This window comes from Dyella nitratireducens, from assembly GCF_014642835.1.
GTDB lineage: Bacteria > Pseudomonadota > Gammaproteobacteria > Xanthomonadales > Rhodanobacteraceae > Dyella_B > Dyella_B nitratireducens.
This window is the reverse complement of sequence record NZ_BMJA01000001.1, coordinates 1,552,476-1,572,890: the sequence shown is the minus strand read 5'-3', so window position 1 is coordinate 1,572,890 and position 20,415 is coordinate 1,552,476. Positions and strand designations below refer to the sequence as shown.

Below are 20,415 nucleotides of genomic sequence, written 5' to 3'. Positions count from 1 at the left end.
TACATGTCACACACGCGCATGCAACTTAACTCTCGCCATGCCTTGCGCATCGGCGCCATCGCGCTGGCGGTCTTCCTGAGCGGCTGTGCGGCCAACAAGCCGATGGTGCAGGACAACCATGAGCTGGAACGTGAAGCAGTGGCCGGCACTGAAAAGCCTGCGCCACAGCCGGAGCCGCTGAACAACAACCTCAACAACACGCCGGCGGCACCGGCCGTGGCCAGCATCAAGTCAGGTACTGGCCAGTTCGTTCGGCCGACTGAGCTTGCCACGCCGCGCCGTCCCGCCTCGGGCGCTGGCGCGGTGACGTTCAATTTCGAAAACCAGCCCGTGCAGGCGGTGGTCAAGGCGATCCTCGGCGATCTGCTGCACGAGAACTACACCATCGTGCCAGGCGTGCAAGGCAACATCTCTTTCTCCACCTCCGAACCGGTAGACAGCAGCCAGGCGATGCCGATTCTGGAAACGCTGTTGTCGTGGACACACAACGCACTGGTGAAAACCGACGGCCGCTATGTCGTGATGTCGGACAAGGACGCCGTGGCAGGCAATGTCGCACCAAGCCTCGGCGCGGCAGCACCCGCCGGCGGCCTGCAGGCGCGCCTGTTCCCGCTGCACTACGTTGCCGCGGATCAGATGCAAAAGCTGCTGAAGCCGTTCGCGCGTGCAGATTCCATCCTGCTGGTCGACAACGCACGCAACGTCATCGTTGTCTCCGGTACGCCTGACGAACTCGACAACTACAGCCGCACCATCCACACCTTCGATGTGGACTGGCTGCATGGCATGTCAGTCGGCGTGTTCAACCTGCAGCATGCCAACGTCGAAGAATTGATGCCGCAGCTCGATGGCATGTTCGGTCCCAAGGGCGATACACCGTTGGCCGGCATGTTCCGCTTCATTCCGATCAAGCGCACCAATGCGCTGGTGGTGATCAGTACGCAGCCGAGCTACCTCAGCGAAATCCGCGACTGGATTGCCAAGATCGATCTGGGCGGCGGTAACGAGCCGCAGCTGTATGTGTACGACGTGCGCAACATTGCCGCCGCCGATTTGGCGCACTATCTGGCACAGATCTATACCGACAACGCCAGCGGCAGCTCCGACCGTGGTGGTTCAGTCGCACCGGGTGCTGGTGGCGCTACCACTCTCGGTATAGGCAACAATGCCGGTGGCAATAGCAGTGGCATGGGCAGTACGGCGGGTGGCTTTGGTAGTTCCACCACCGGCACCGGTGGGCTTTCCAGCGGCCTGGGTAGCACTAGTACCGGCAGCAATTCGTACTCCAGTGGTAGTGGCTTTGGTTCCTCGTCGATCGGAGGCACTGGCGGTAGTACTGGCGTAAGTGGTGTCGGTATGAATGGTGGATTGGCCAACAACCAAAGCCAGGATCAAGGCTACAGCTCGAAAGACGGCAGCATCCGTATTGGTTCGGTTAGCGGCAACAATCAACTGCTGGTGCGCGTGCGCCCTGCGCAGTGGCTGGAAATGCTTAGTGTGATCAAACAACTCGACGTTGCGCCATTGCAGGTGCAAATCGAGACGAGGGTGTTTGAGGTCGCGTTGACGGGCGACTTCCAGTTTGGTGTGCAGTGGTATTTGCAGGGCCTTGCTGGCGGGCAGAGCACCACCAACAGCAGCGGCGTTTCATCGTATACGCCTGGCAATCCTTATGCGCACCGTATGATTGGCTTAGGTGGCGGCATTGGGAATGGCAGCACTGCGTCTAATACCTACGGGGGACAGCCTTTCTTTTATTCATTCCTGAGCTCGAACGGAAAGTTCCAAGTTGCACTCAATGCACTGGAAACCAGTACCAATACCAAGACGCTTTCTGCACCGTCACTGGTCGTGCTCAATAATCAAATTGCACACATCACGGTAGGTGACCAGATACCCGTAAACCAGACCTACTACACCGGCTTGGGGGGTACGACAACGGGAAGCACGGTTGGTGAGGTGCAATACATCAGTACCGGCGTCATCCTGGATGTGCAGCCGCGGGTGAACCCGGGTGGTCTGATTTATCTCAATATTGATCAGCAGGTCAGCACGCCCAGTGCTAGTGCCAATTCGCAGGGCAATTACACCATCGCGCAACGCCAGATAGCTACTCAGCTAAGCGTACAGAATGGTCAGACCGTGTTGCTCGGTGGCCTCATCCAGCAGCAGGATACTAATACCGATGTTGGTGTTCCGTTCTTGAGTCGTATTCCCATTCTTGGCAAGTTGTTCGGATCGACGGATAAGAACAAGACTCGTACGGAATTGGTCGTGTTGATCACGCCACGCGTGATCTCCAACAGCGACGATGCCAAGCAGATCACTGACGAATATGAGGAGAAATTCCAGTCGCTTGCACCGTTGCGCGGCGAGAAAGCTCCTCCGCTGGAATATCCGTTGCGGCGATGAAATGCAGACTGGGATGAGCAACGCAAATCCCAGTATCGCAAGCTAGATGCATGGTGATGCCGGGATTGCCATCTCAACCTACAAACTTCCACTCGCAAGGCCGTCATTCCCGCGAAAGCGGGAATCCATGTTCGGGGATGCGTCAGAGCAAAATATATTCCCGCTTTTGCGGGAATGATGGCCAGCAGGAACACCTGCTTTCAGGGCGCGAGTTATTTGCGACGCCCAACTCCGCGCCGCGCTATTTCAGCCATTCCAGCAGCAACCATGCCGAAAGAGACGAATGCGGTGGCAAGTGCGCCGCACGTGCAAGGTTGAACGCATCGGGCGGACCGCTTTGCGGCTCGATGCACGTAGCGTGCGTTGGTTCGTCATAGACCACCAGATGATTGCAATCCGACGTGAGTCGAACGCTTTGACCAAGCCTATGCATGAGCACGGGCCGATCATTGAGAAAGCAATCGTCCCAAGGCCCAGGCGGTGGCTCGGCCAAGGGCAGGGTGGCAATACCTTCCGCATCGCGCGGATAGACCTGGCCAGGATGGATATCGACGCGATCAGGCTTTTGAAACCATGGATGCCATCCGATCGTCGCTGGCATCGCGCGCTTGCCGGCCCGTACCGTTAGCGTCATCCGTACCTGATCCTCGTGCACTTCAATACGTTGATGGACAGAGCCACCAAACGGCCAGCGCTCATCCGTGGGTAGCGCAAGTGAAAGTTCGACATGCGAGAACGCCTGCACGTCGACCTGCCATGGCATGGCTAAGGCAACACCATGGATGGCGTGGTCGCCAAGATTGATCGGCAGCTGGTAATCCTGCCCCTCAAAGCGAAACCGACCACGCCGAATGCGGCCAGCCCAGGGCACCATGGGATAGGAGCCCCAGGCGATCATCGCTGCATGCTCCGCATCGTAATCGACCAGCCATGGCATGCCGTTGCGGGTGATCTGTGCGATGCGCCCGCCGGCTTCCGGCGCCATGTCGACGACCAATTCGCCGTGGCGAATCTGTAGGCGAGAGCCGGGCGCCAAGGGTGCCTGGGCGGGGTCATGTGGAGGAATGCGAGTAGGGTCAGCGTCCATAGGGATCAATGCGCAGGATTCGTCCCTGCGCATCATGACGCAACTCCGTCATCTTTATCGAGCGCAGATGCGTCGCGCCGCCCGACAAAATGGAGTCGTGGTAGAACAGATACCACTTGCCTGCAAACTTGCAAATCGAGTGATGTGTGGTCCAGCCAACGACCTCGCTCAAGATCTGTCCCTGGTAGGTAAATGGACCATAGGGATTGTCGCCGGTGGCGTAGCAGATGAAATGCGTATCGCCGGTGGAGTAGGAGAAGTAATACGTGCCCTGATGCTTGTGCAGCCACGGTGCTTCGAAGAAGCGGCGAGCATGATCGCCTGCCCGCAGCGGCTGTCCGTTCTGATCGACGATGACGACTTCGCGCGACGCTTCGGCAAACTGCCGCATGTCATCGCTTAGCCGCGCGATACGTGGCCCCAGCGCAGGCTCGTCCGCCATGGGCTCCTCGTTGATCGAGGCATACACGTTGTCGCGATACTTCTGCAGCTGCCCGCCCCAGATGCCGCCGAAATACATGTAATGGGCGCCATCGTCATCTTCGTAAACCGCAGGATCGATCGAATAGCTGCCGCGAATAGGTTCCGGCTCCGCGATGAATGGCCCTTCCGGACGTTCCGACATCGCGACGCCGATCTGGAAAATGCCGTCTGCGCGCTTGGCGGGAAAATAAAGGTAGTAACGCCCATCCTTGCTGGCGGCATCCGGCGCCCACATTTGCCGCGCCGCCCAGGGCACGTCGTTCACGTGCAGCGCTACGCCGCAATCGACGGCTTTGCTGTCGGGTGAATCCATGCGGAAGACGTGGTAGTCCTCCATGCAGAAATGATCGCCGTTATCGTTGAAGGGCGTGCCGCCCTCGATATCGTGCGAGGGATAGATGTAGAGCGTGCCGTTGAATACATGCGCGGAGGGATCGGCGGTATACAGGTGTGTGACCAGTGGCGATGAGATGGCGCTGGCGGCCAGCGTGGGCAAGTCGCGCTTTTCCGTTTCGTCGGACATCGAACAAATCCATCGAGAAAGTTGTTGTGGAATTCAGGTCGGCTGGGCAGCCTCAAGCCGGCGCGCGTCCAGCTCCCGCTCGATACGCAGCTCCAGGGGCTTGTCGATCTCGTACAGGAGCATCAGCGCCACAGCGGCCAGGAAAGGTATGCAGCACAGCACGCTCACCGCCAGGCGAATGCCGGTCACGGCATCGGCGGACTGCGCCGGCGCATCGGCGTGGTAACCATAGAAAGCGAGAATGCCCGCCACCAGGGCGCCGCCGACACTGAGTCCCACTTTCAATCCGCACAACATGGCGGAGAAGATGATGGCCGTGGCGCGGCGGCGGTTTTTCCACTCGGAGTAGTCCGCCACATCGGCGATCATCGCCCACAGCAGCGGTATGGTGATGCCATAGAAAAAGCCGTGAAAAATGTAAGAAACAACAACCGCGGCCACCGCGTTCGGCGGATAGAAGTAGAAAGCAAGCAGGAAAAGGGTGGACGCCAACAGTGCGCCACTGAACACGTTGCGCTTGCCGAACCGGTCTGCCAGCCGTTTGGAAAAGCCGATGCCGACGATCATGAATATGATGCCGAGCGCATTGAACAGGCTGAACGCCGACGTCGGCGCATCTTTCGGCCAGCGGAATTCGGTCAAGCCAAGCGCTGCAAGCAACCGGTTCAAGCCAGCGATGAAACCGTCGAAACCGATGCCGTCGAGAAATGAAGAAAGCTGCGCATCGCTGAGGTAATACTTGAAGTAGTAGATATACATCCCGCCTTTCAGTGCGAGATTGATGAACACCAGGATGGTCACGGCCAGCATGATTTGCCACGGCCGGTTGCGCAGCAGATCAACCAGGTCTTCACGAATGCTCGATGCTTGCTCGCGGTGCGGGACGATGCGCTCCCTGGTCGTGAAAAAGGTCATCAGGAAGAACACCGTGCCAACGATGGCGAACAACGTCATCGCGCCATGAAATCCGCGCGCTTTGTCGCCGCCGCCAAGTATCAGCACCAACGGCAGCAACAGCACCTGGATGATGAACTGCGCCACCATCACCGCCACAAAGCGATAGGAGGAAAGACTGTTGCGCTCGGCCATGCTGCCGGTCAGTACGCCGCTCAGTGCGGAATAGGGCAAGTTGTTGGCGACATAGACGGCGACCAGCAACGAATACGTCACCAGCGCGTAAGTGACCTTTGCGTGCCCGCCAAGCGAGGGCGTGGTGAAGGCGAGCAGAGAGAGCGCACCGAAGGGTATGGCCGTCCATAGCACCCACGGGCGGAACTTGCCCCAGCGTGTATGGGTGCGGTCGGCAATCAATCCCATCACCGGTGTAAACACGAACGCGCCGAGCATGCCGACAATGAAAATGATGGTCGCCGCCGTGCCGGCAGGAATCCGGAATACGTCGGTGTAGAAGAAAGCGAGGAACGTCACCAGCGTCTGGAAAATCAGGTTCGCAGCAAGGTCGCCCAGGCTGTAGCCGATTTTTTCAATCACCGAGAGCGTTGGATGTGTTTTTTTCATGCGTCCTGAAGGTTCCGGATGCGATGCAGCCCGTCTGGCAGCTCCGGGAGTCTTTCGGACTTGAGTTGGCCGGGCTGCAAATCCGCCTGTGCGGTCCATATTTCCGTCGATTCTTGACCCATAGAACCACTATGGGTCGGCGAATCGGCGAAAATCTGTCCTCGCACAGTCGAATTTTCGCCTCGACCACTCAAGTCCGAAAGACTCCTGACGGGCCGCGATACGTCATGAGCCTGCGTGACGATCAGAAGCTGCCGCGTACGCCGAGCAGAATCGTATAGCCCGGGGAGTAGTAGGTATACGTGGCATTGCTGTACGTAAACGTCTGGCGTAACGAAGCCTTGGTCATATTGATGAAATTCAACGTCACCATCGGCTTCGACGGCAAGTGTGCGAACTCGTAACTGGCCGACATATCCAATTGGCCGCGTGCATCCTGCTTGATCTGGCCGAATGGAAGGCCATTCTGATTCAGCGTCGAGGCGATGGCATCCGAGTTCCAGGTATACGACACGCGAACCGTCGTGCCGTATCCTTCCCAATAGCCGGTCAGATTATAGGTATGCGGTGAGATACCCACTGCCTGCGCCGGTACGCCGCTACCGATGTTCCGCTGCGACACCACCGTGTAGTTGGTCTGTATTCCCAGGCCTTTGTAGATGAAATCCAGCGGCTGCACCCAGGTGGCTTCGGCGCCTCTCAGGAACAGCGTGCCGTCGGCGTTGACCTGCTGCTGCACCTGCACGACCGCTGCATTGGGGCCGCCACGCTGTTGGATGGCGACTTGCTGCTGCGGCGTCAGGCTTGCATACGGCACGCCAAGCTGGGTGAAGGGAATCAGGTTGACACCGTTGACCGTGAAGCCGTTGATACGCTTGCCGAACAGATCCAGCGCGACGTAACCCTCGCTACCGGTGTACCACTCGCCGCCGAAATCCAGGTTGGTGGAAATATAGGGCGCCAGCTTCGGATTGCCCTGGGTCGCGGTTTCCGCCGAGGGATCACTGAAGTTGGTGTTCGGCACCATCGCGCTGGGGTCGGGGCGCGTCAGCGAACGCGAGCCCGCCAGACGCAGTATCACGTTGTCGGTAGCGTTGTATGCCAGGTTGAACGACGGCAAATACGCGCCGTAATCGTGCTTCAGGTTCACATACTGCAGCTGGCCGCCGATGGACGAGGGACCGGCGATGGTCTGGTCAGTGTAGGCATGGCGTATGCCCACGTTGGCGCGCAGGTCGTGACCCCATAGATCGAACTTGTGGTTGCCTTCCAGATACCACGCCCAGCTGCTCTCTTCCAGGAAGGACGTGTTGGCGCCCGACGCCGCGGCGGTGGTGAGCGGTGCGGTGGCGTAGTAATAGCCGTAATTCGTGGCATTCATCAGCGCCGGGTAGTTGGCCTGGATGAAGCCGTAGGGACCGGGCGACAGATACTGCGACCACGCACCGTTCGGAATCTTGGCCTGGACCTCATTGCCATAAGCGGTGCTGTTGTCGAACGCCGTGATGTTGCGCGCGATGTCATCGTACGCAATGCCGACTCTGATGTTGCTGTCGTCTTCGCCGATCTGCAGATCTTCGCGCGTGCCCTTATTGGTGGTGACACGCGCTTCGTTCTGCACGTTGACACGGTAGTACTGCCAGCCGAGGTTCGGGTTGTTGAGATTGACGCTCGGCGTAATGATCGGGTAATTGCCGCCATTGTCGCTGTAGCTGACCGTGGTGCCTTGGCCCAGCGGCGTCTGCACCAGAAACGACGGCTTCTGGGCCAGATACCAGCTGCGCTGCACGTAACCCTGAAAATCCAGCTTGATGTTCTCGTCGCTGCCGAATAGCAGCTCGCCACCCGGATTGAGGTTGTAGAACTTCAGGTGTTCCGAATAGGGTTCGGCTTCCAGGAAGTACTGCGCGTTCGCAAACGTGGCACTGGTCACCACGTTGTTCTTGTCCACCTGCATGTTCACGGGAATCATCGCGCCATTGCGGCCGACCAGATCCATGTCCAGGCGGTTGAAGTCGTTTTCCTTCTTGGAGAACAACGAATCGAAATAGAAATGCGCGCGTTCGTCCGGACGGAACTCGAACGACAGCAGTCCGGACTGGTGGTCGTCGATACCTTGGATGTACGACTGGCGTGCCAGGCGCGGAATCAGCGCATTGGCAATCTGTTCGGTATTGAGGCCCGGGTTGTGGGCCAGCAACCAGGCGTTGTCGATGGTCTGGCCCGCCGTCAGCCCGGCACCGGCACCGGCCGGTACCGTGCCCGGAACAAACCAACTACTGCCTGCCGGGCTGCAAGAACCTGATGCGATACCGCATTGCGCCGCGCTCAGATGCGGCGTGGTCCAGCCGACGGTTTCGAACCCGCGTACGTCGTAGTCGTTCTGCGAAGCTTGCAGACCGACCAGTACGCCGAACGTATTGGATGCATTGGTCCAGCTGCCGATGATCGCGCCACGCGGTTTGACGTCCTTGCCGACGGAGCCATAGCTGGCTTGCGCGGAATACGTCAGATGCGTGCCTGGATTGTCGAACGGGCGCGTCGTACGCATGTCGACCACGCCGGCAACGCCGCCCTCCGTCATGTCGGCTTGCGGCGTCTTGTTCACCGTCAGCTGCGTGAAGAACTCGGTGGGCAGCAGGTCAAGATCCACCTCGCGGTTCTGGTTCTGCGCATTGAGCGTGCCGGCAGATGCCACGGAGATCTGGTTGCCGTTGAGCAGGATCTTGGTGAAGTCGGTACCAAGGCCACGAATCTGGATGTTCTTGCCTTCGCCATCGACGTCACGCGTCAGCTGCACGCCTGGTACGCGATTCAGCGATTCGGCAATGTTCAAATCGGGAAACTTGCCGATGTCTTCCGCATACACGGTATCCACGACGTTCGTCGCATCACGCTTGGCGTTGGTCGAGAACTCGATACTGTTGCGATAGCCGCCGCTGACGTTGACGGTTGCGAGCTGTTTGGGCTGCGTCGAAGACGATGGCTGCGCCTGGTTCTTCGTGTTTGCGGGTGCCTGGTTTTGCGCAGGCGCCGGCGATGATGTCGATGTGTCCTGTGCATAGGCCGCACTTGCTGCGCCAAGCAGGGCAAGCGTCAACGCACGCGACAACATGGTTCTTGCAACTAGCTTTTGCACCGTACTCCCCTCCCTCCAAATTCTTATGGCTTTGGTTGTGCCGTCGAACGTCCGGTGAAGTCTTGTGGCGTGATGGCTGCCTGCCATGCCGGTCGCTCCGGGTAATGAAAGGTAGCGCTAACATTTTTGACTGGCACGCTGCAGGGCAGCATGAAGCGCTTTCGATCGCCGTGGCTGAGGAAAATGGCCGCGAAAACGGCGATTAAAGGCCTGATTCCATCCGGGAAAAGGCGTGTTGCGGCTATGCAAGGTGGCTTTTGCGTTTGCCTGTGATAATGATAGCGCTAACAATTGGTGTCGCCGTGGGCACAAGAAACGGCGCGCCGACAAGGGCGCCCCCGGGCCGGGCACGCCGATGTGCGATGAAGGGCTGGAAAATGGCCGAATGCGAGTGGGGCTATACCCGACATGGATAAACCAGGCGAAACAAGCATAACGTCATCGCCCGTTGCGAAAGTCGGCACGTACCGCTGGCGCGTGTGCGCCATGCTGTTGCTGGCAACCACCATCAACTACACCGACCGCCAGGTGCTGGGCGTGCTGGCGCCGTTCCTGCAACAACAAATCGGCTGGAACGAACTCCAGTACAGCTACATCGTCACCGCATTCCAGGCGGCCTATGCGATTGGCCTGCTCGGTGCCGGGGCGATCATCGACAAGTTCGGTACCCGTATCGGCTACGCGTTGTCGATTGGCATGTGGAGCCTTGCCGCAGCCGGCCATTCGCTGGCTACTGGCGTCGTCAGTTTCGCTGTGGCGCGCTTTGCGCTGGGCCTGGGGGAATCCGGCAATTTTCCGGCAGCGATCAAGGCGGTGGCCGAATGGTTTCCACAGCGGGAGCGTGCGCTGGCCGCCGGCATCTTCAATTCCGGTTCGAACGTTGGCGCGATCGTTGCGCCGATGCTGGTGCCGGTCGTTGCAGTACGCTGGGGTTGGCAGGCGGCTTTTCTTTGCACCAGCGCGCTAAGTGCCATATGGCTGGTGATGTGGCTGCGCACGTATCGAACGCCGGGCGAACAACCCAGGCTGTCCGCTGCCGAGCGGGCATACATCGGGCATGAGCCGTCCACTGGGATACGCGTGCCGTGGTCGCAACTGTTGCAGCATCGTCAAGCTTGGACGTTGGTCGCCGCCAAATTCATCACCGATCCGATCTGGTGGTTTTTCCTGTTCTGGTTGCCGAAATTTCTGCATGCGCGATATGGCTTGAGCTTGATGGAACTTGGCTTGCCGCTGATCGCCATCTTTCTGCTTGCCGATCTGGGCAGCATCGCCGGAGGCTGGCTGGCCGGCCGGCTCATCAGGCTCGGCTGGAGCGCGAACCGCGCACGCAAAGGCGCCATGTTTGTCTGTGTATGGCTGATCATGCCGGTCGTCTTTGCGGCAAAAGCCAGTCATCTTTGGCTAGCCGTCGCGCTCATCGGCATGGCGACGGCCGGGCATCAGGGCTGGTCGGCCAACGTCTATACGCTGGCGTCGGACATGTTTCCGCGCCGTGCCGTTGCCTCGGTAGTGGGTATGGGCGGGTTCGCGGGGGCCGTCGGCGGCATGCTGATATCTACCGTCATTGGGCTCTTGCTGCAGGCCACTGGCAGTTATGTGCCGGTGTTCATGCTGGCGGGTTCGGCTTACCTGATCGCGCTTGCCGTGGTGCATGCGCTGGCGCCGCGGTTGCGGCCCGTGGTGCTGGAATTACCACCTATTCCTGTGAGCCATACCGACAACTCTGGTGAGTAAGAGCATTGTTATGAGCCGGCTGATTCGACCTATCACTTCCTGGAATTTTCCTACGCTATGAAACTCGCGATGCTTCCTTTCAAGCTGCATCAGGATCGTCTTTTTCCGTCTGATGCCACGCAGCGTGCGATCGCCCGCCAGTTGTATGCGCAGGTCGCCGGCTTGCCGATCATCAGTCCGCATGGCCATACCGATCCGGCGTGGTTCGCGGACAACGCACCGTTCGCCAATGCCACCGAATTGCTGCTGGTGCCGGATCACTACGTGTTCCGCATGCTCTACAGCCAGGGCATTTCGCTCGACACCCTGGGCATTCCGCGCCGCGACGGCTCGCGCGCCAGCGTCGATCCCCGCGCCGCGTGGCGGGTGTTTGCACAAAACTTCCATCTGTTTCGCGGCACGCCGTCGTACATGTGGCTGAACCATGTCTTCCACGACGTGTTCGGCTTGCGTATACGGCTGGAAGGGCGAACGGCGGATATGTATTACGACCACATCACAGCCGCCCTGGGACGGCCGGAGTTCCGTCCACGCGCGTTGTTCGAACGCTTCCGCATCGAGGTGCTGGCAACGACCGAATCACCGATCGATTCGTTGCAACACCACGCCGCCATTCGCGCCAGCGGATGGAGCGGGCGGGTGATCACGGCATATCGACCCGATCTCGTGATTGACCCCGAACACGAACAGTTTCCGTCGGCGCTGCAGACGTTCGGTGAGATCACCGGCGAGGATGTGTACGACTGGCGCGGGTATCTGCGGGCGCACCGCAAGCGTCGCGCTTTTTTTGCCGAAAACGGCGCGACTTCTACGGATCATGGGCATCCCACCGCGGCGACCGCGAACCTTTCCGCGGCCGAGGCCGGCAAGCTGTTCGATCGGATCGTGCGCGGCAAGGGAAGCACGGACGATGCCGAGCTGTTCCGCGCGCAAATGCTCACCGAGATGGCCGCGATGAGTCTGGAAGACGGGCTTGTCATGCAGCTTCACCCTGGATGCTTCCGCAACCACAATCGCGGCCTGTTCGAACGCTATGGACGCGACAGAGGGGCGGACCTTCCACTGCGCACCGATTACGTCCATGCGCTGAAGCCTTTGCTCGATCGGTTCGGCAACGAGCCGAACTTCAAGCTGATTCTTTTCACCCTGGACGAGAGCACCTATAGCCGCGAACTGGCACCCATGGCTGGGCATTACCCGGCGTTGTACCTGGGGCCCGCATGGTGGTTCCACGATGCGCCGGAGGGCATGTGGCGGTTTCGCGAATGGACGTTGAGCAGTGCCGGGTTCTACAACACGGTTGGCTTCAACGACGACACGCGTGCGTTTCTATCGATTCCGGCCCGCCATGACGTGGCGCGTCGTGTGGATTGCGCGTTTCTTGCCAAACTGGTGGCCGAGCATCGCCTGGATGAGGATGAGGCGGCGGAGTTGGCGGTCGAGCTTGCGTACAACTTGCCGAAGCGGGCGTACAAGTTGTGATGTCTTGAGAGTGTCCCCTCCCCTGCGATAGTAGGGGAGGGCAGGGTGGGGTGCGAGCGAAGCGAGCGGCGGGGACTGTACGCCGCTATAAGACATATCCTGGCGACATTGGGCTAAACGCTAAAGCACAAGCAACCCCACCCCAACCCTCCCCTACTGCCGCAGGGGAGGGGGCTGATCACGGCAAGTGACGAAACTACCGCTCCGCTGCATACAAACGCACACGATAGATGTGCATCTGGCTGGCATCCATGCTGAGCTGTCTGCCCTGATTGCTCTGGTCCCCATTCAAGCGCCGCTCGACCTTCCAATCCGCACCACTCGACCGCGACACTTCTTCAATGCTTGCAATGCCGGCGACGCGGGCATCCGTATCCGGATCGCGCGTCATGGTGACGGTCAGCCCACTGCCCACGACATAAAACTCGTCAGGTCCGGATTCGAGCACGAGCATGGCGCCATCGTTGGTCAACAAGCGCTTCTCCGGCCAGGAGCGCGCCAGCGTCGCCGTAAAAAGATAACCACCTAGCGAAACCGTCTGCGTCGGCCGTGGACTCGTTGCATGCAGCACCAGGCCGCGCGTGCGGCCCGCCGCCTGCGCTTGAACGAGCTGGTCACCAAGTTGATCGAGTGCAGCATAGACCTGCATCACCAATGGCATCGGATCGGCTTTGTCTTTAGGCGGAACCAGGCTGTCGATACCGAACGGACAGAAACCGAAGCCCTTGGCTTCGCCGTAGAGAAATAAAGCGTTGTACGGCGCGCTATCGATTTTCGCTTCCGGCACGAACACCGGGTTGCCCAGGGCCTGGTAACGCTGCACCCAGTGCGCAAATTCGGGCCAATAGATGTCCGGCGCATAGAAGTCGATATGCGTGGCGATCGCCTGGTAGATCTGCTGGTAATAGGGATACGAGGCGCCGCTGGGATATTCGCCGGCGCGCTCGAGTGGCGCCGGCAACTGGGCGTTCATGTACATGGGCAGTGCGTACTGTTGCTTGCCGGCACGCGCAACCGTGTCGGCATACGTGGCGTAGCGCCAGACCATGAACGCTTCGTCCGCGGCGTCGCCGAAGACGTCCTTCCAGGTATGTCCTTGCGGATTGAAGTGCGCGGCGAGTTCCGGCGTCAACGTCGCGCGTTTCGCCAGCAGGGCCTGTATCAACGCTGGCGGTAAGTCGCCGGCGAACGCGCGGTCGGCTTCCGCGGAGCGATCCCTGCGATCTCCGACCAGGCCTACCTCGTTTTCCACTTGCACCATCAGCACGGTCTGCTCGGGATCTTTCGTTCGCAGATGTGCCATCAGCCCGGCAAACGCGCGGCTGTCCAGGCGCAGGGTTTCTTCACCGAAGGTCGAGAGGATATCCAGCGGCGCGCCGTCGATCGCGCGTGCGCGGGGAAAGCGCCGCGTATCGGCTTTCACCCAGGCCGGTGCGTAGTCGGAAAAGCCGTTCTTCCAGCTGCCAAACCACAGCAGGACCAGATGCATCCGGTTTTTCCTGGCCACGTCGATCCAATGATCGAGCAGATGGAAATCGAACTGGCCTTCCGCCGGTTCGATCTGCTCCCAGGCCACCGGCATCAGTACCGTGTTCACGTGCAGCCCAGCCAGGCGGGGCAGGATCGACTCCGCCTGTGCAGCGGTGCCTGCGGATGAATTGCCGAGTTCACCACCAAGAATGAGATACGGCTTGCCGTGCACGATCAGCTGGCTGGCGCCGTTTTCCATCACGATCTTCGGCAGCTCCGTGGCTATGGCCGGAGCGGTCAGCAGTGCGAGCAAAGCCAGGGCGGCCAGAACGCGTTTCATCATGTGTCCCCATTCATCACTGCGGTCAATGCTTGTGAGATCGATGCCGGCGAGCCGTCCGCGAGCGCGGCATACGCGGCTTGCAAGGCGTGAATGAATCGCGCATCCCGCGACAACGGTGGGGCGAAGACCGTATCCCGTTGCAGGAAGGCATTCACGTCGCAGGCAGCATCGCCGGTGCAAGCGCGGCCTATGGCCGTCAATACATCATTGAGTGGATCGGCCAACGCCACGCCGAGGCGGGCTTGCCGGCGGACGAACTGCATCCACGCCGCAATAGAAAGACACAGCGCGTCGATCGATTGATTCGCAACGAGCGCCTCGGCCATCGTGCTGAGCAGCCGCACCGGCAATTTCTGCGAACCATCCCATGCAATTTGCGCCAGGCGATGGCGGATGGCGGGGTTGCGGAAGCGTGCGAGAATCGCATCGATATACGCGGATGCGTCCAGGTTCTGCGGCAACGCGATCACCGGTGCAATGGCTCCACGCATCAGGCGTTCCACAAAGCCGGCGAGCAGCGGCTGGTTCATCGCCTCGGCGACCGTCTCCAGGTTCATCAGCGAGCCGAGATAGGCCAGTGTGGAATGTGCGCCGTTGAGCAGGCGCAGTTTCGCGCGATCGTAGCCGGCGATGTCGTGGCTCATGGTGACGCCGGCCAGCTCGAACGGTGGCCGTTCGTTGCAGAAGCGGTCCTCGATCACCCATTGCGCATACGTTTCGCGCTGAATCGGCCATGCATCCATGCAACCCAGTTCGCCACGAACGCGCTCGCGCAAGGCATCGTCCGTGGCCGGCGTGATGCTGTCGACCATGGAGCAGGGAAAGCTCACCTCGGCTTCGATCCATCGCGCCAGTGCTTCATCGACTCGCCGTGCGTATTGCAATACCGCGCGGCGCAGACGGTGGCCGTTGTCAGCGAGGTTGTCGCAACTGAGCACGGTGTAGGGGACAAGCCCGAGCTTCCAGCGCTGGCGCAGGCCGGCGACGATGTAACCGATGGCGCTGCGCGGTGCGTCCGGCGCATGGAGGTCGTGCACGATATCCGGATGGGCGGTGTCGAGATCCTGGCCGGCCAGGCAATAGCCCTTCTCGGTGATGGTCAACGTCACCAGCCGCACGGCAGGATCAGCCAGGCGTGCGAGGACGGCCGCGGATTGATCGCGCGCACTGAGAAGTTCGCGCATGGAACCAATCACACGCAGCTGGGTCTGCTCTCCCAGCATCAGCAAGGTGTACAGGCCTTGTTGCGGGCGCAGCGCGTCGCGTACCTCGGTGCTGTGCAGAGATACGCCGCAGATCGCCCAATCAGGATGCGTCGCCAGCAGATCGTCGATATAGACGGCTTGATGTGCGCGGTGGAATGCGCCGGCACCGATATGCACGACACCGATGCGCGCATCATCAAGCCGGTAGCCCGGCCTGGTCACGATCGCGGGCAGATCGTGCAGCGTCTGCGTGGATAGCCGTTGCGAATCGTGGGCCATGCCGCTCATCAGCGTCTCACCTCAAACCCGCCTTGCGTCAGGAACGCCAGCATGTCGGCTTCGCGCAATAGATTCACGTCACCGGGAATCGAGTGTTTCAGGCACGCGGCCGTGATGGCGAAATCAAGCATGGTTTGGTCCGGCATATTGCGGAATAAGCCATGCACCAGGCCGGCGGCAAAGGCGTCACCGCCACCGATGCGGTCGACGATATTGGCGAGTGTGTGCGTGGCCGTGGTCAGCATGCGATCGCGAGTGGCCATCAGGCCAAAGAGATCCTGGTCGTCTACGTTGCGGTGCAGGCGCTCCGTCGCGGCCATACGTTGCAGGCGCGGCCACGTCGCGAAGGCAGCCTCGGCTGCGGCGCGAAAGCGATCCATGGCACTGGCATGCGGAAAATCCATGTCGAGCATCAGCGCGATATCGCGATCATTGCCGAACAACAGGTCGGCTTCGCTGACGATGTCGCGCAGCAACGCCGGTGCTTGGGCGGCGCGCGAACCCCACAACTTGCTGCGGTAATTGCAATCGAAGGAGATCGACACATTGGCGGCGCGCGCCGCATGTACCGCAGCGAGTGCAGCGCGAGCCGTCGTTTCACCCAGCGCAAGATTGATGCCCGACAGATGCAACCACTGCGCGCCAGCCAACAAAGACGGCCAATCGTAGGCGTCGGCTGGCATACGGGCGAACACGGAATCCGCACGGTCGTACAACACCTCCGAAGGACGATGCATTGCACCCGGCGAGAGGTAGTACACGCCCATGCGTCCTTCCGCATGACGGATGCTGCCGGTATCCACGCCGTGCTTGCGCAACTCACTGGCACAGGCGCGGCCGAGCATGTTGTCCGGCAGTGCGCTGATCATCACGCTGCGATGGCCGAGAATGGCCAGTGACGCGGCCACGTTCGCCTCCGCACCGCCGAAGTGCACGTTGAAGCGTGGCGATTGCAGCGGTAGTTCGCAGCCGGGTGGTGACAGCCGCATCAGCAATTCGCCGAAGAAGACGATGCGACACCCGTCAGTTTGTGCTTGCGTAGGCCTGCTCATGCTTGTCATTGCCCGACCACGAAATCTTGCGCGAGTCGAATATCCGCGCTGGATGCGCCGATCTGTACCCGGTAGCTGCCTGGATCGACGGCGTATGCGTGATGCACGTCGTCGTAATACTTCAGATCCGTTGCAGGCGAGATGTCGAAGGAGACGGTTTGTTCTTCGCCCGGTTGCAACGGCATGCGCTGGAAGCCGCGCAACGCTTCGTTCACACGTGCGTGCACTGCATGCAGCGGTTTCAGGTAAAGCTGCACCACTTCGTCACCGGCGCGCTCGCCCGTGTTTTTCACCTTCAGCGTGATCTTGATGTGGTCGCCAGGGGCGACCTTGGTGCGGTCAAGCTGAAGATCCGAATAGGCGAAGCGCGTGTACGACAATCCGTAGCCGAAGGGATAGAGCGTTTCGCCCTTGAAGTAACGATAGGTGCGGCCTTCCATGCGGTAATCATTGAACGGCGGCAGCTTTTCGTCGGCCTTGTAGAAGGTGACGGGCAGACGGCCGGCCGGATCGGTGCGGCCGAACAAGGCATCCGCCACTGCCGTGCCGCCGCGCTGGCCGGGATACCAGGCCAGCAGGATGGCCGGCAGATGTTGCTTGGCCCAGTCGATGGCCAGCGCTGATCCCGTTGTGAGCACCAGCACCACGGGCTTGCCGGTGGCCTGTAGCGACTCCAGCAGTTTTTCTTGCGTGGCCGGCAAGCGCAGATCGGTGCGGTCGCCGCCGGCAAAGCCGGGGTAATGCACCTTCATTTCCTCGCCTTCCAGATCGGCGGTGAGGCCGCCGGCGAAGATCACGACGTCGGCCTTTTGCGCCGCATCCAGTGCTTGCCTGTACGACTCGGCCGGACTCGCGGCGCCGGAGCCGTGGATACCTTCGACCAGGTCCGCACCATGCACATAGATCACCTGCGCGTTGGGCGCGGCATCGCGGATGCCTTGCAGGATCGTTACCGGTGCTTTGGGTGTGCCGTGGTAGTTGCCCAGCAACGGCGCGACATCGTCGGCCGTCGGCCCGATCACGGCGATGCGATGCAGGTTGGGCGACAAGGGCAGCACGCCGTTGTTCTTGAGCAACACCATCGACTCGTCCGCCGCGCGACGTGCCAGTTCGTCATGCTGCGGTGATTGATTGACCGCATAGGGCAGGCGCGACCAGGGCACGAGCTGCGGTGGATCGAACATGCCCAGCCGGAAGCGCGCCATCATCAACGGCTTCAGCGCGTGGTCGATGTCGCTTTCGGAGACCAGGCCATCGTGCACCGCCTGGGTAAGTGCGGCGTAGGTCGTGCCGCAGTTGAGGTCCATGCCGCTCTTCAGCGCCAGCGCGGCGGCCTGTTCGGCAGACTGTACGATCTTGTGATTTTTGTAGATGTCTTCCACGGCATCGCAATCGGACACGGTGTAGCCGTCGAAACCCCATTGCTTGCGCAGGATGTCTTGCAGCAGACGCGGACTGGCGGATGCCGATTCGCCATCGACGCGGTTGTACGCGCCCATCACCGCATCGACCTTGCCCTCCTGCACCAGCGCCTGGAAGGCGGGCAGGTAGGTCTCGTAGAGGTCGCGTTCGCTCGGATGCACGTCGAAACGATGGCGTTCCGATTCCGGGCCGCTGTGCACGGCGTAGTGCTTGGCGGTGGCGTCGAGCTTGCGGTACTTCGGATCGTCGCCTTGCATGCCGCGCACGAAGGCCACGCCCATGCGCGAGGTCAGGAACGGATCTTCGCCATAGGTTTCCTGGCCGCGGCCCCAGCGTGGATCGCGGAAGATGTTGATGTTGGGCGACCAGAACGTCAGGCCTTCATAGCGTGCATGCATGCCGCGCCGCTCGAAGTCGTTGTATTTGGCGCGTGCTTCGTCGCTGATGGTGGTGGCGACCTGGTGCATCAGTGTCGTGTCGAACGTGGCGGCAAGGCCGATGGCTTGCGGAAACACGGTCGCCTGGCCGGCACGGGCGACGCCATGCAGGCCTTCGTTCCACCAGTCATACGCAGGGATGCCGAGGCGCGGGATCGCGGGCGCGGCGTTTTGCATTTGCGAGACTTTTTCTTCGAGTGTCATGCGCGAGACCAGATCGGCTGCGCGTTGCTCGAAGCTTAGTTTGGGATCCTTGTAGGCATCCGTCTGCGGCCATGCCGATGCGCTCAGGGTCAGCATGATGGCGGCGAAGATGGCGTTGAAGCGTGGCTTGTTCACGGGAAACCTTTTTGTCGGCATATGTCATATGTCGATAAAGCATTGTTCTGCCGGACGTCATTCCGGCGAAAGCCGGAATCCAGTTTGAGTGCGTCGTGCGAAGCACGCAAAACCCTTTTTATGTCGTGTGCTGCGCACGTCATCCTTGACTGGATTCCGGCTTTCGCCGGAATGACATGGCGCTTTGAAACGGCATGGACGTGGACATCGACATCGGTGCTTGCATTACCAGTCCCACATCGTTCCATCTTCAAGCCTGGCAACCGGCAACTGCTTCGGCGAATACGGAAACCGCGCAGCCAGCTTTTCATCGATGCTCACCCCATGCCCCGGCGCTTCGCCGCAATGCAGCCGGCCATCGTGGAACGCGTAGTCATGCGGAAATACCTCATTGGTCTCGTCGGCATGGAACATGTATTCCTGGATGCCGAAATTCGGCACCCATGTATCGAAGTGCAATGCAGCACCCATGCAGACCGGTGACAGATCGGTGGCGCCATGAAAGCCGGTACGCACCTGGTGCAAGGCTGCGAAATCAGCCATGCGGCGCAGATGCGTGATGCCGCCGCCATGCACGATGGTGGTGCGAATGTAGTCAATCAGCTGGTTCTCGATCAGGTGCTTGCAATCCCAGATCGAGTTGAACACCTCGCCCACGGCCAGTGGCGTGGTGGAATGCTGCCGAATCAGCTCGAATGATTTCTGGTTTTCTGCCGGTGTGGCATCTTCCAGCCAGAACAGGCGATAGGGCTCCACGCTGCGGGCGAGCCGCGCCGCCTCGATCGGCGTGAGGCGGTGATGGACGTCGTGCAGTAGATGCACGTCGTTGCCGTGGTCGGCGCGCAGGCGTTCGAACAGCTGCGGCACGATATCGAGGTATTGGGGCGTCGACCATACGGTTTCGAGCGGCAGCTCGCTTTCCGCAGGCTCATAGGCTTTGCCGCTGGAGATGCCATAGGCTTTCTTCACGCCTGGCACGCCGCATTGCGCGCGCACCGCAAGAAAACCCTGTTCGATGAAGCGGCCCACTGCATCGCTGGCCTCGGCGACGTCGCGCCCATTGGCATGGCCGTACACCAGCGCACCTTCGCGCGAACGTCCACCGAGCAGTTGATAGATCGGCATGCCGGCAAGCTTGCCGAGGATGTCCCACAGCGCCACATCCACCGCGGCGATGGCTGTCATGGTTACCGGCCCGCGACGCCAATACGCACCGCGATAGAGGAATTGCCAGATGTCCTCGATGCGGCCCGCGTCGCGGCCGATCAGGTTCGGCACGACGTGATCCTGCAAGTAGGAGGCGACCGCAAGCTCGCGTCCGTTGAGCGTGGCATCGCCCAGGCCGGTGATGCCGGAACGTGTTTCGATCTTCAGCGTGACGAAGTTGCGCCCAGGGCAGGTGACGATGACGCGGGCGTCGACGATCTCGCGATCGCGATGGGAACCGTGCGACGTTGTTTCAGACGAAGAGGAAGCATTCATGGCGG

General features: G+C 60.5%; 12 protein-coding genes. 3 read left to right on the top strand and 9 right to left on the bottom strand.

Going from position 1 to position 20,415, the window contains the following annotated elements; all coding sequences use genetic code 11:
- Positions 1–3: 3 nt before the first annotated feature.
- A complete protein-coding gene (gene gspD, locus IEX75_RS07170) occupies positions 4–2,412 on the top strand; it encodes a type II secretion system secretin GspD (RefSeq protein WP_229720683.1) in 2,409 nt (802 codons plus the stop codon).
- Between the two features lie 241 nt (positions 2,413–2,653).
- Here the strand turns inward: gspD and IEX75_RS07165 are convergent, their stop codons facing one another.
- From IEX75_RS07165 to IEX75_RS07150, 4 genes are all read right to left on the bottom strand, one after another.
- Positions 2,654–3,499: an aldose 1-epimerase gene (locus tag IEX75_RS07165; protein ID WP_188793538.1), complete on the bottom strand. Its 846-nt coding sequence runs from the start codon at positions 3,497–3,499 to the stop codon at positions 2,654–2,656.
- A complete protein-coding gene (locus tag IEX75_RS07160) occupies positions 3,489–4,505 on the bottom strand; it encodes a glycoside hydrolase family 43 protein (protein ID WP_188793537.1) in 1,017 nt (338 codons plus the stop codon). The genes IEX75_RS07165 and IEX75_RS07160 overlap by 11 nt, the downstream gene beginning before the upstream one ends.
- Positions 4,506–4,538: 33 nt before the next feature.
- On the bottom strand, positions 4,539–6,023 hold the full coding sequence (locus IEX75_RS07155) for an MFS transporter (RefSeq protein ID WP_188793536.1): 1,485 nt from the start codon (positions 6,021–6,023) through the stop codon (positions 4,539–4,541).
- Positions 6,024–6,267: 244 nt separating this feature from the next.
- Positions 6,268–9,162, bottom strand: coding sequence for a TonB-dependent receptor (locus tag IEX75_RS07150; protein ID WP_188793535.1), 2,895 nt, complete (start codon positions 9,160–9,162; stop codon positions 6,268–6,270).
- A gap of 408 nt (positions 9,163–9,570) precedes the next feature.
- On the opposite strand from IEX75_RS07150, the gene IEX75_RS07145 reads away from it, so the two are divergent.
- Together IEX75_RS07145 and uxaC are read left to right on the top strand one after the other, a co-directional pair.
- Positions 9,571–10,899: an MFS transporter gene (locus tag IEX75_RS07145; RefSeq protein WP_188793534.1), complete on the top strand. Its 1,329-nt coding sequence runs from the start codon at positions 9,571–9,573 to the stop codon at positions 10,897–10,899.
- Positions 10,900–10,968: 69 nt separating this feature from the next.
- Positions 10,969–12,381: a glucuronate isomerase gene (gene uxaC, locus IEX75_RS07140; RefSeq protein ID WP_423373114.1), complete on the top strand. Its 1,413-nt coding sequence runs from the start codon at positions 10,969–10,971 to the stop codon at positions 12,379–12,381.
- A 196-nt stretch (positions 12,382–12,577) separates the two neighbouring features.
- Here the strand turns inward: uxaC and IEX75_RS07135 are convergent, their stop codons facing one another.
- From IEX75_RS07135 to manD, 5 genes are all read right to left on the bottom strand, one after another.
- Complete coding sequence (locus IEX75_RS07135) at positions 12,578–14,194, bottom strand: GH35 family beta-galactosidase (RefSeq protein WP_188793532.1); 1,617 nt, start codon at positions 14,192–14,194, stop codon at positions 12,578–12,580.
- Positions 14,191–15,678: a mannitol dehydrogenase family protein gene (locus tag IEX75_RS07130; protein ID WP_188794369.1), complete on the bottom strand. Its 1,488-nt coding sequence runs from the start codon at positions 15,676–15,678 to the stop codon at positions 14,191–14,193. Before IEX75_RS07130 ends, IEX75_RS07135 begins: the two co-directional genes overlap by 4 nt.
- 8 nt (positions 15,679–15,686) lie before the next feature.
- On the bottom strand, positions 15,687–16,730 hold the full coding sequence (locus tag IEX75_RS07125; protein ID WP_188793531.1) for a sugar kinase: 1,044 nt from the start codon (positions 16,728–16,730) through the stop codon (positions 15,687–15,689).
- Between the two features lie 5 nt (positions 16,731–16,735).
- Positions 16,736–18,949, bottom strand: a complete 2,214-nt coding sequence (locus IEX75_RS07120) for a glycoside hydrolase family 3 C-terminal domain-containing protein (protein ID WP_188793530.1) — start codon at positions 18,947–18,949, stop codon at positions 16,736–16,738.
- A 204-nt stretch (positions 18,950–19,153) separates the two neighbouring features.
- Positions 19,154–20,410 (bottom strand): D-mannonate dehydratase ManD, encoded by a 1,257-nt coding sequence (gene manD / locus IEX75_RS07115; protein WP_188793529.1) that lies wholly within the window; start codon positions 20,408–20,410, stop codon positions 19,154–19,156.
- Positions 20,411–20,415: the final 5 nt, after the last annotated feature.

Excerpts from the sequence above, each read along its gene's own strand:
- IEX75_RS07125 (WP_188793531.1), bottom strand. The coding sequence starts at position 16,730 with ATGAGCAGGCCTACGCAAGCACAAACTGACGGGTGTCGCATCGTCTTC.
- gspD (WP_229720683.1), top strand. The coding sequence starts at position 4 with ATGTCACACACGCGCATGCAACTTAACTCTCGCCATGCCTTGCGCATC.
- IEX75_RS07165 (WP_188793538.1), bottom strand. The coding sequence starts at position 3,499 with ATGGACGCTGACCCTACTCGCATTCCTCCACATGACCCCGCCCAGGCA.
- manD (WP_188793529.1), bottom strand. The coding sequence starts at position 20,410 with ATGAATGCTTCCTCTTCGTCTGAAACAACGTCGCACGGTTCCCATCGC.
- IEX75_RS07135 (WP_188793532.1), bottom strand. The coding sequence starts at position 14,194 with ATGATGAAACGCGTTCTGGCCGCCCTGGCTTTGCTCGCACTGCTGACC.
- IEX75_RS07120 (WP_188793530.1), bottom strand. The coding sequence starts at position 18,949 with ATGCCGACAAAAAGGTTTCCCGTGAACAAGCCACGCTTCAACGCCATC.
- IEX75_RS07160 (WP_188793537.1), bottom strand. The coding sequence starts at position 4,505 with ATGTCCGACGAAACGGAAAAGCGCGACTTGCCCACGCTGGCCGCCAGC.
- IEX75_RS07130 (WP_188794369.1), bottom strand. The coding sequence starts at position 15,678 with ATGGCCCACGATTCGCAACGGCTATCCACGCAGACGCTGCACGATCTG.
- uxaC (WP_423373114.1), top strand. The coding sequence starts at position 10,969 with ATGCTTCCTTTCAAGCTGCATCAGGATCGTCTTTTTCCGTCTGATGCC.
- IEX75_RS07155 (WP_188793536.1), bottom strand. The coding sequence starts at position 6,023 with ATGAAAAAAACACATCCAACGCTCTCGGTGATTGAAAAAATCGGCTAC.
- IEX75_RS07145 (WP_188793534.1), top strand. The coding sequence starts at position 9,571 with ATGGATAAACCAGGCGAAACAAGCATAACGTCATCGCCCGTTGCGAAA.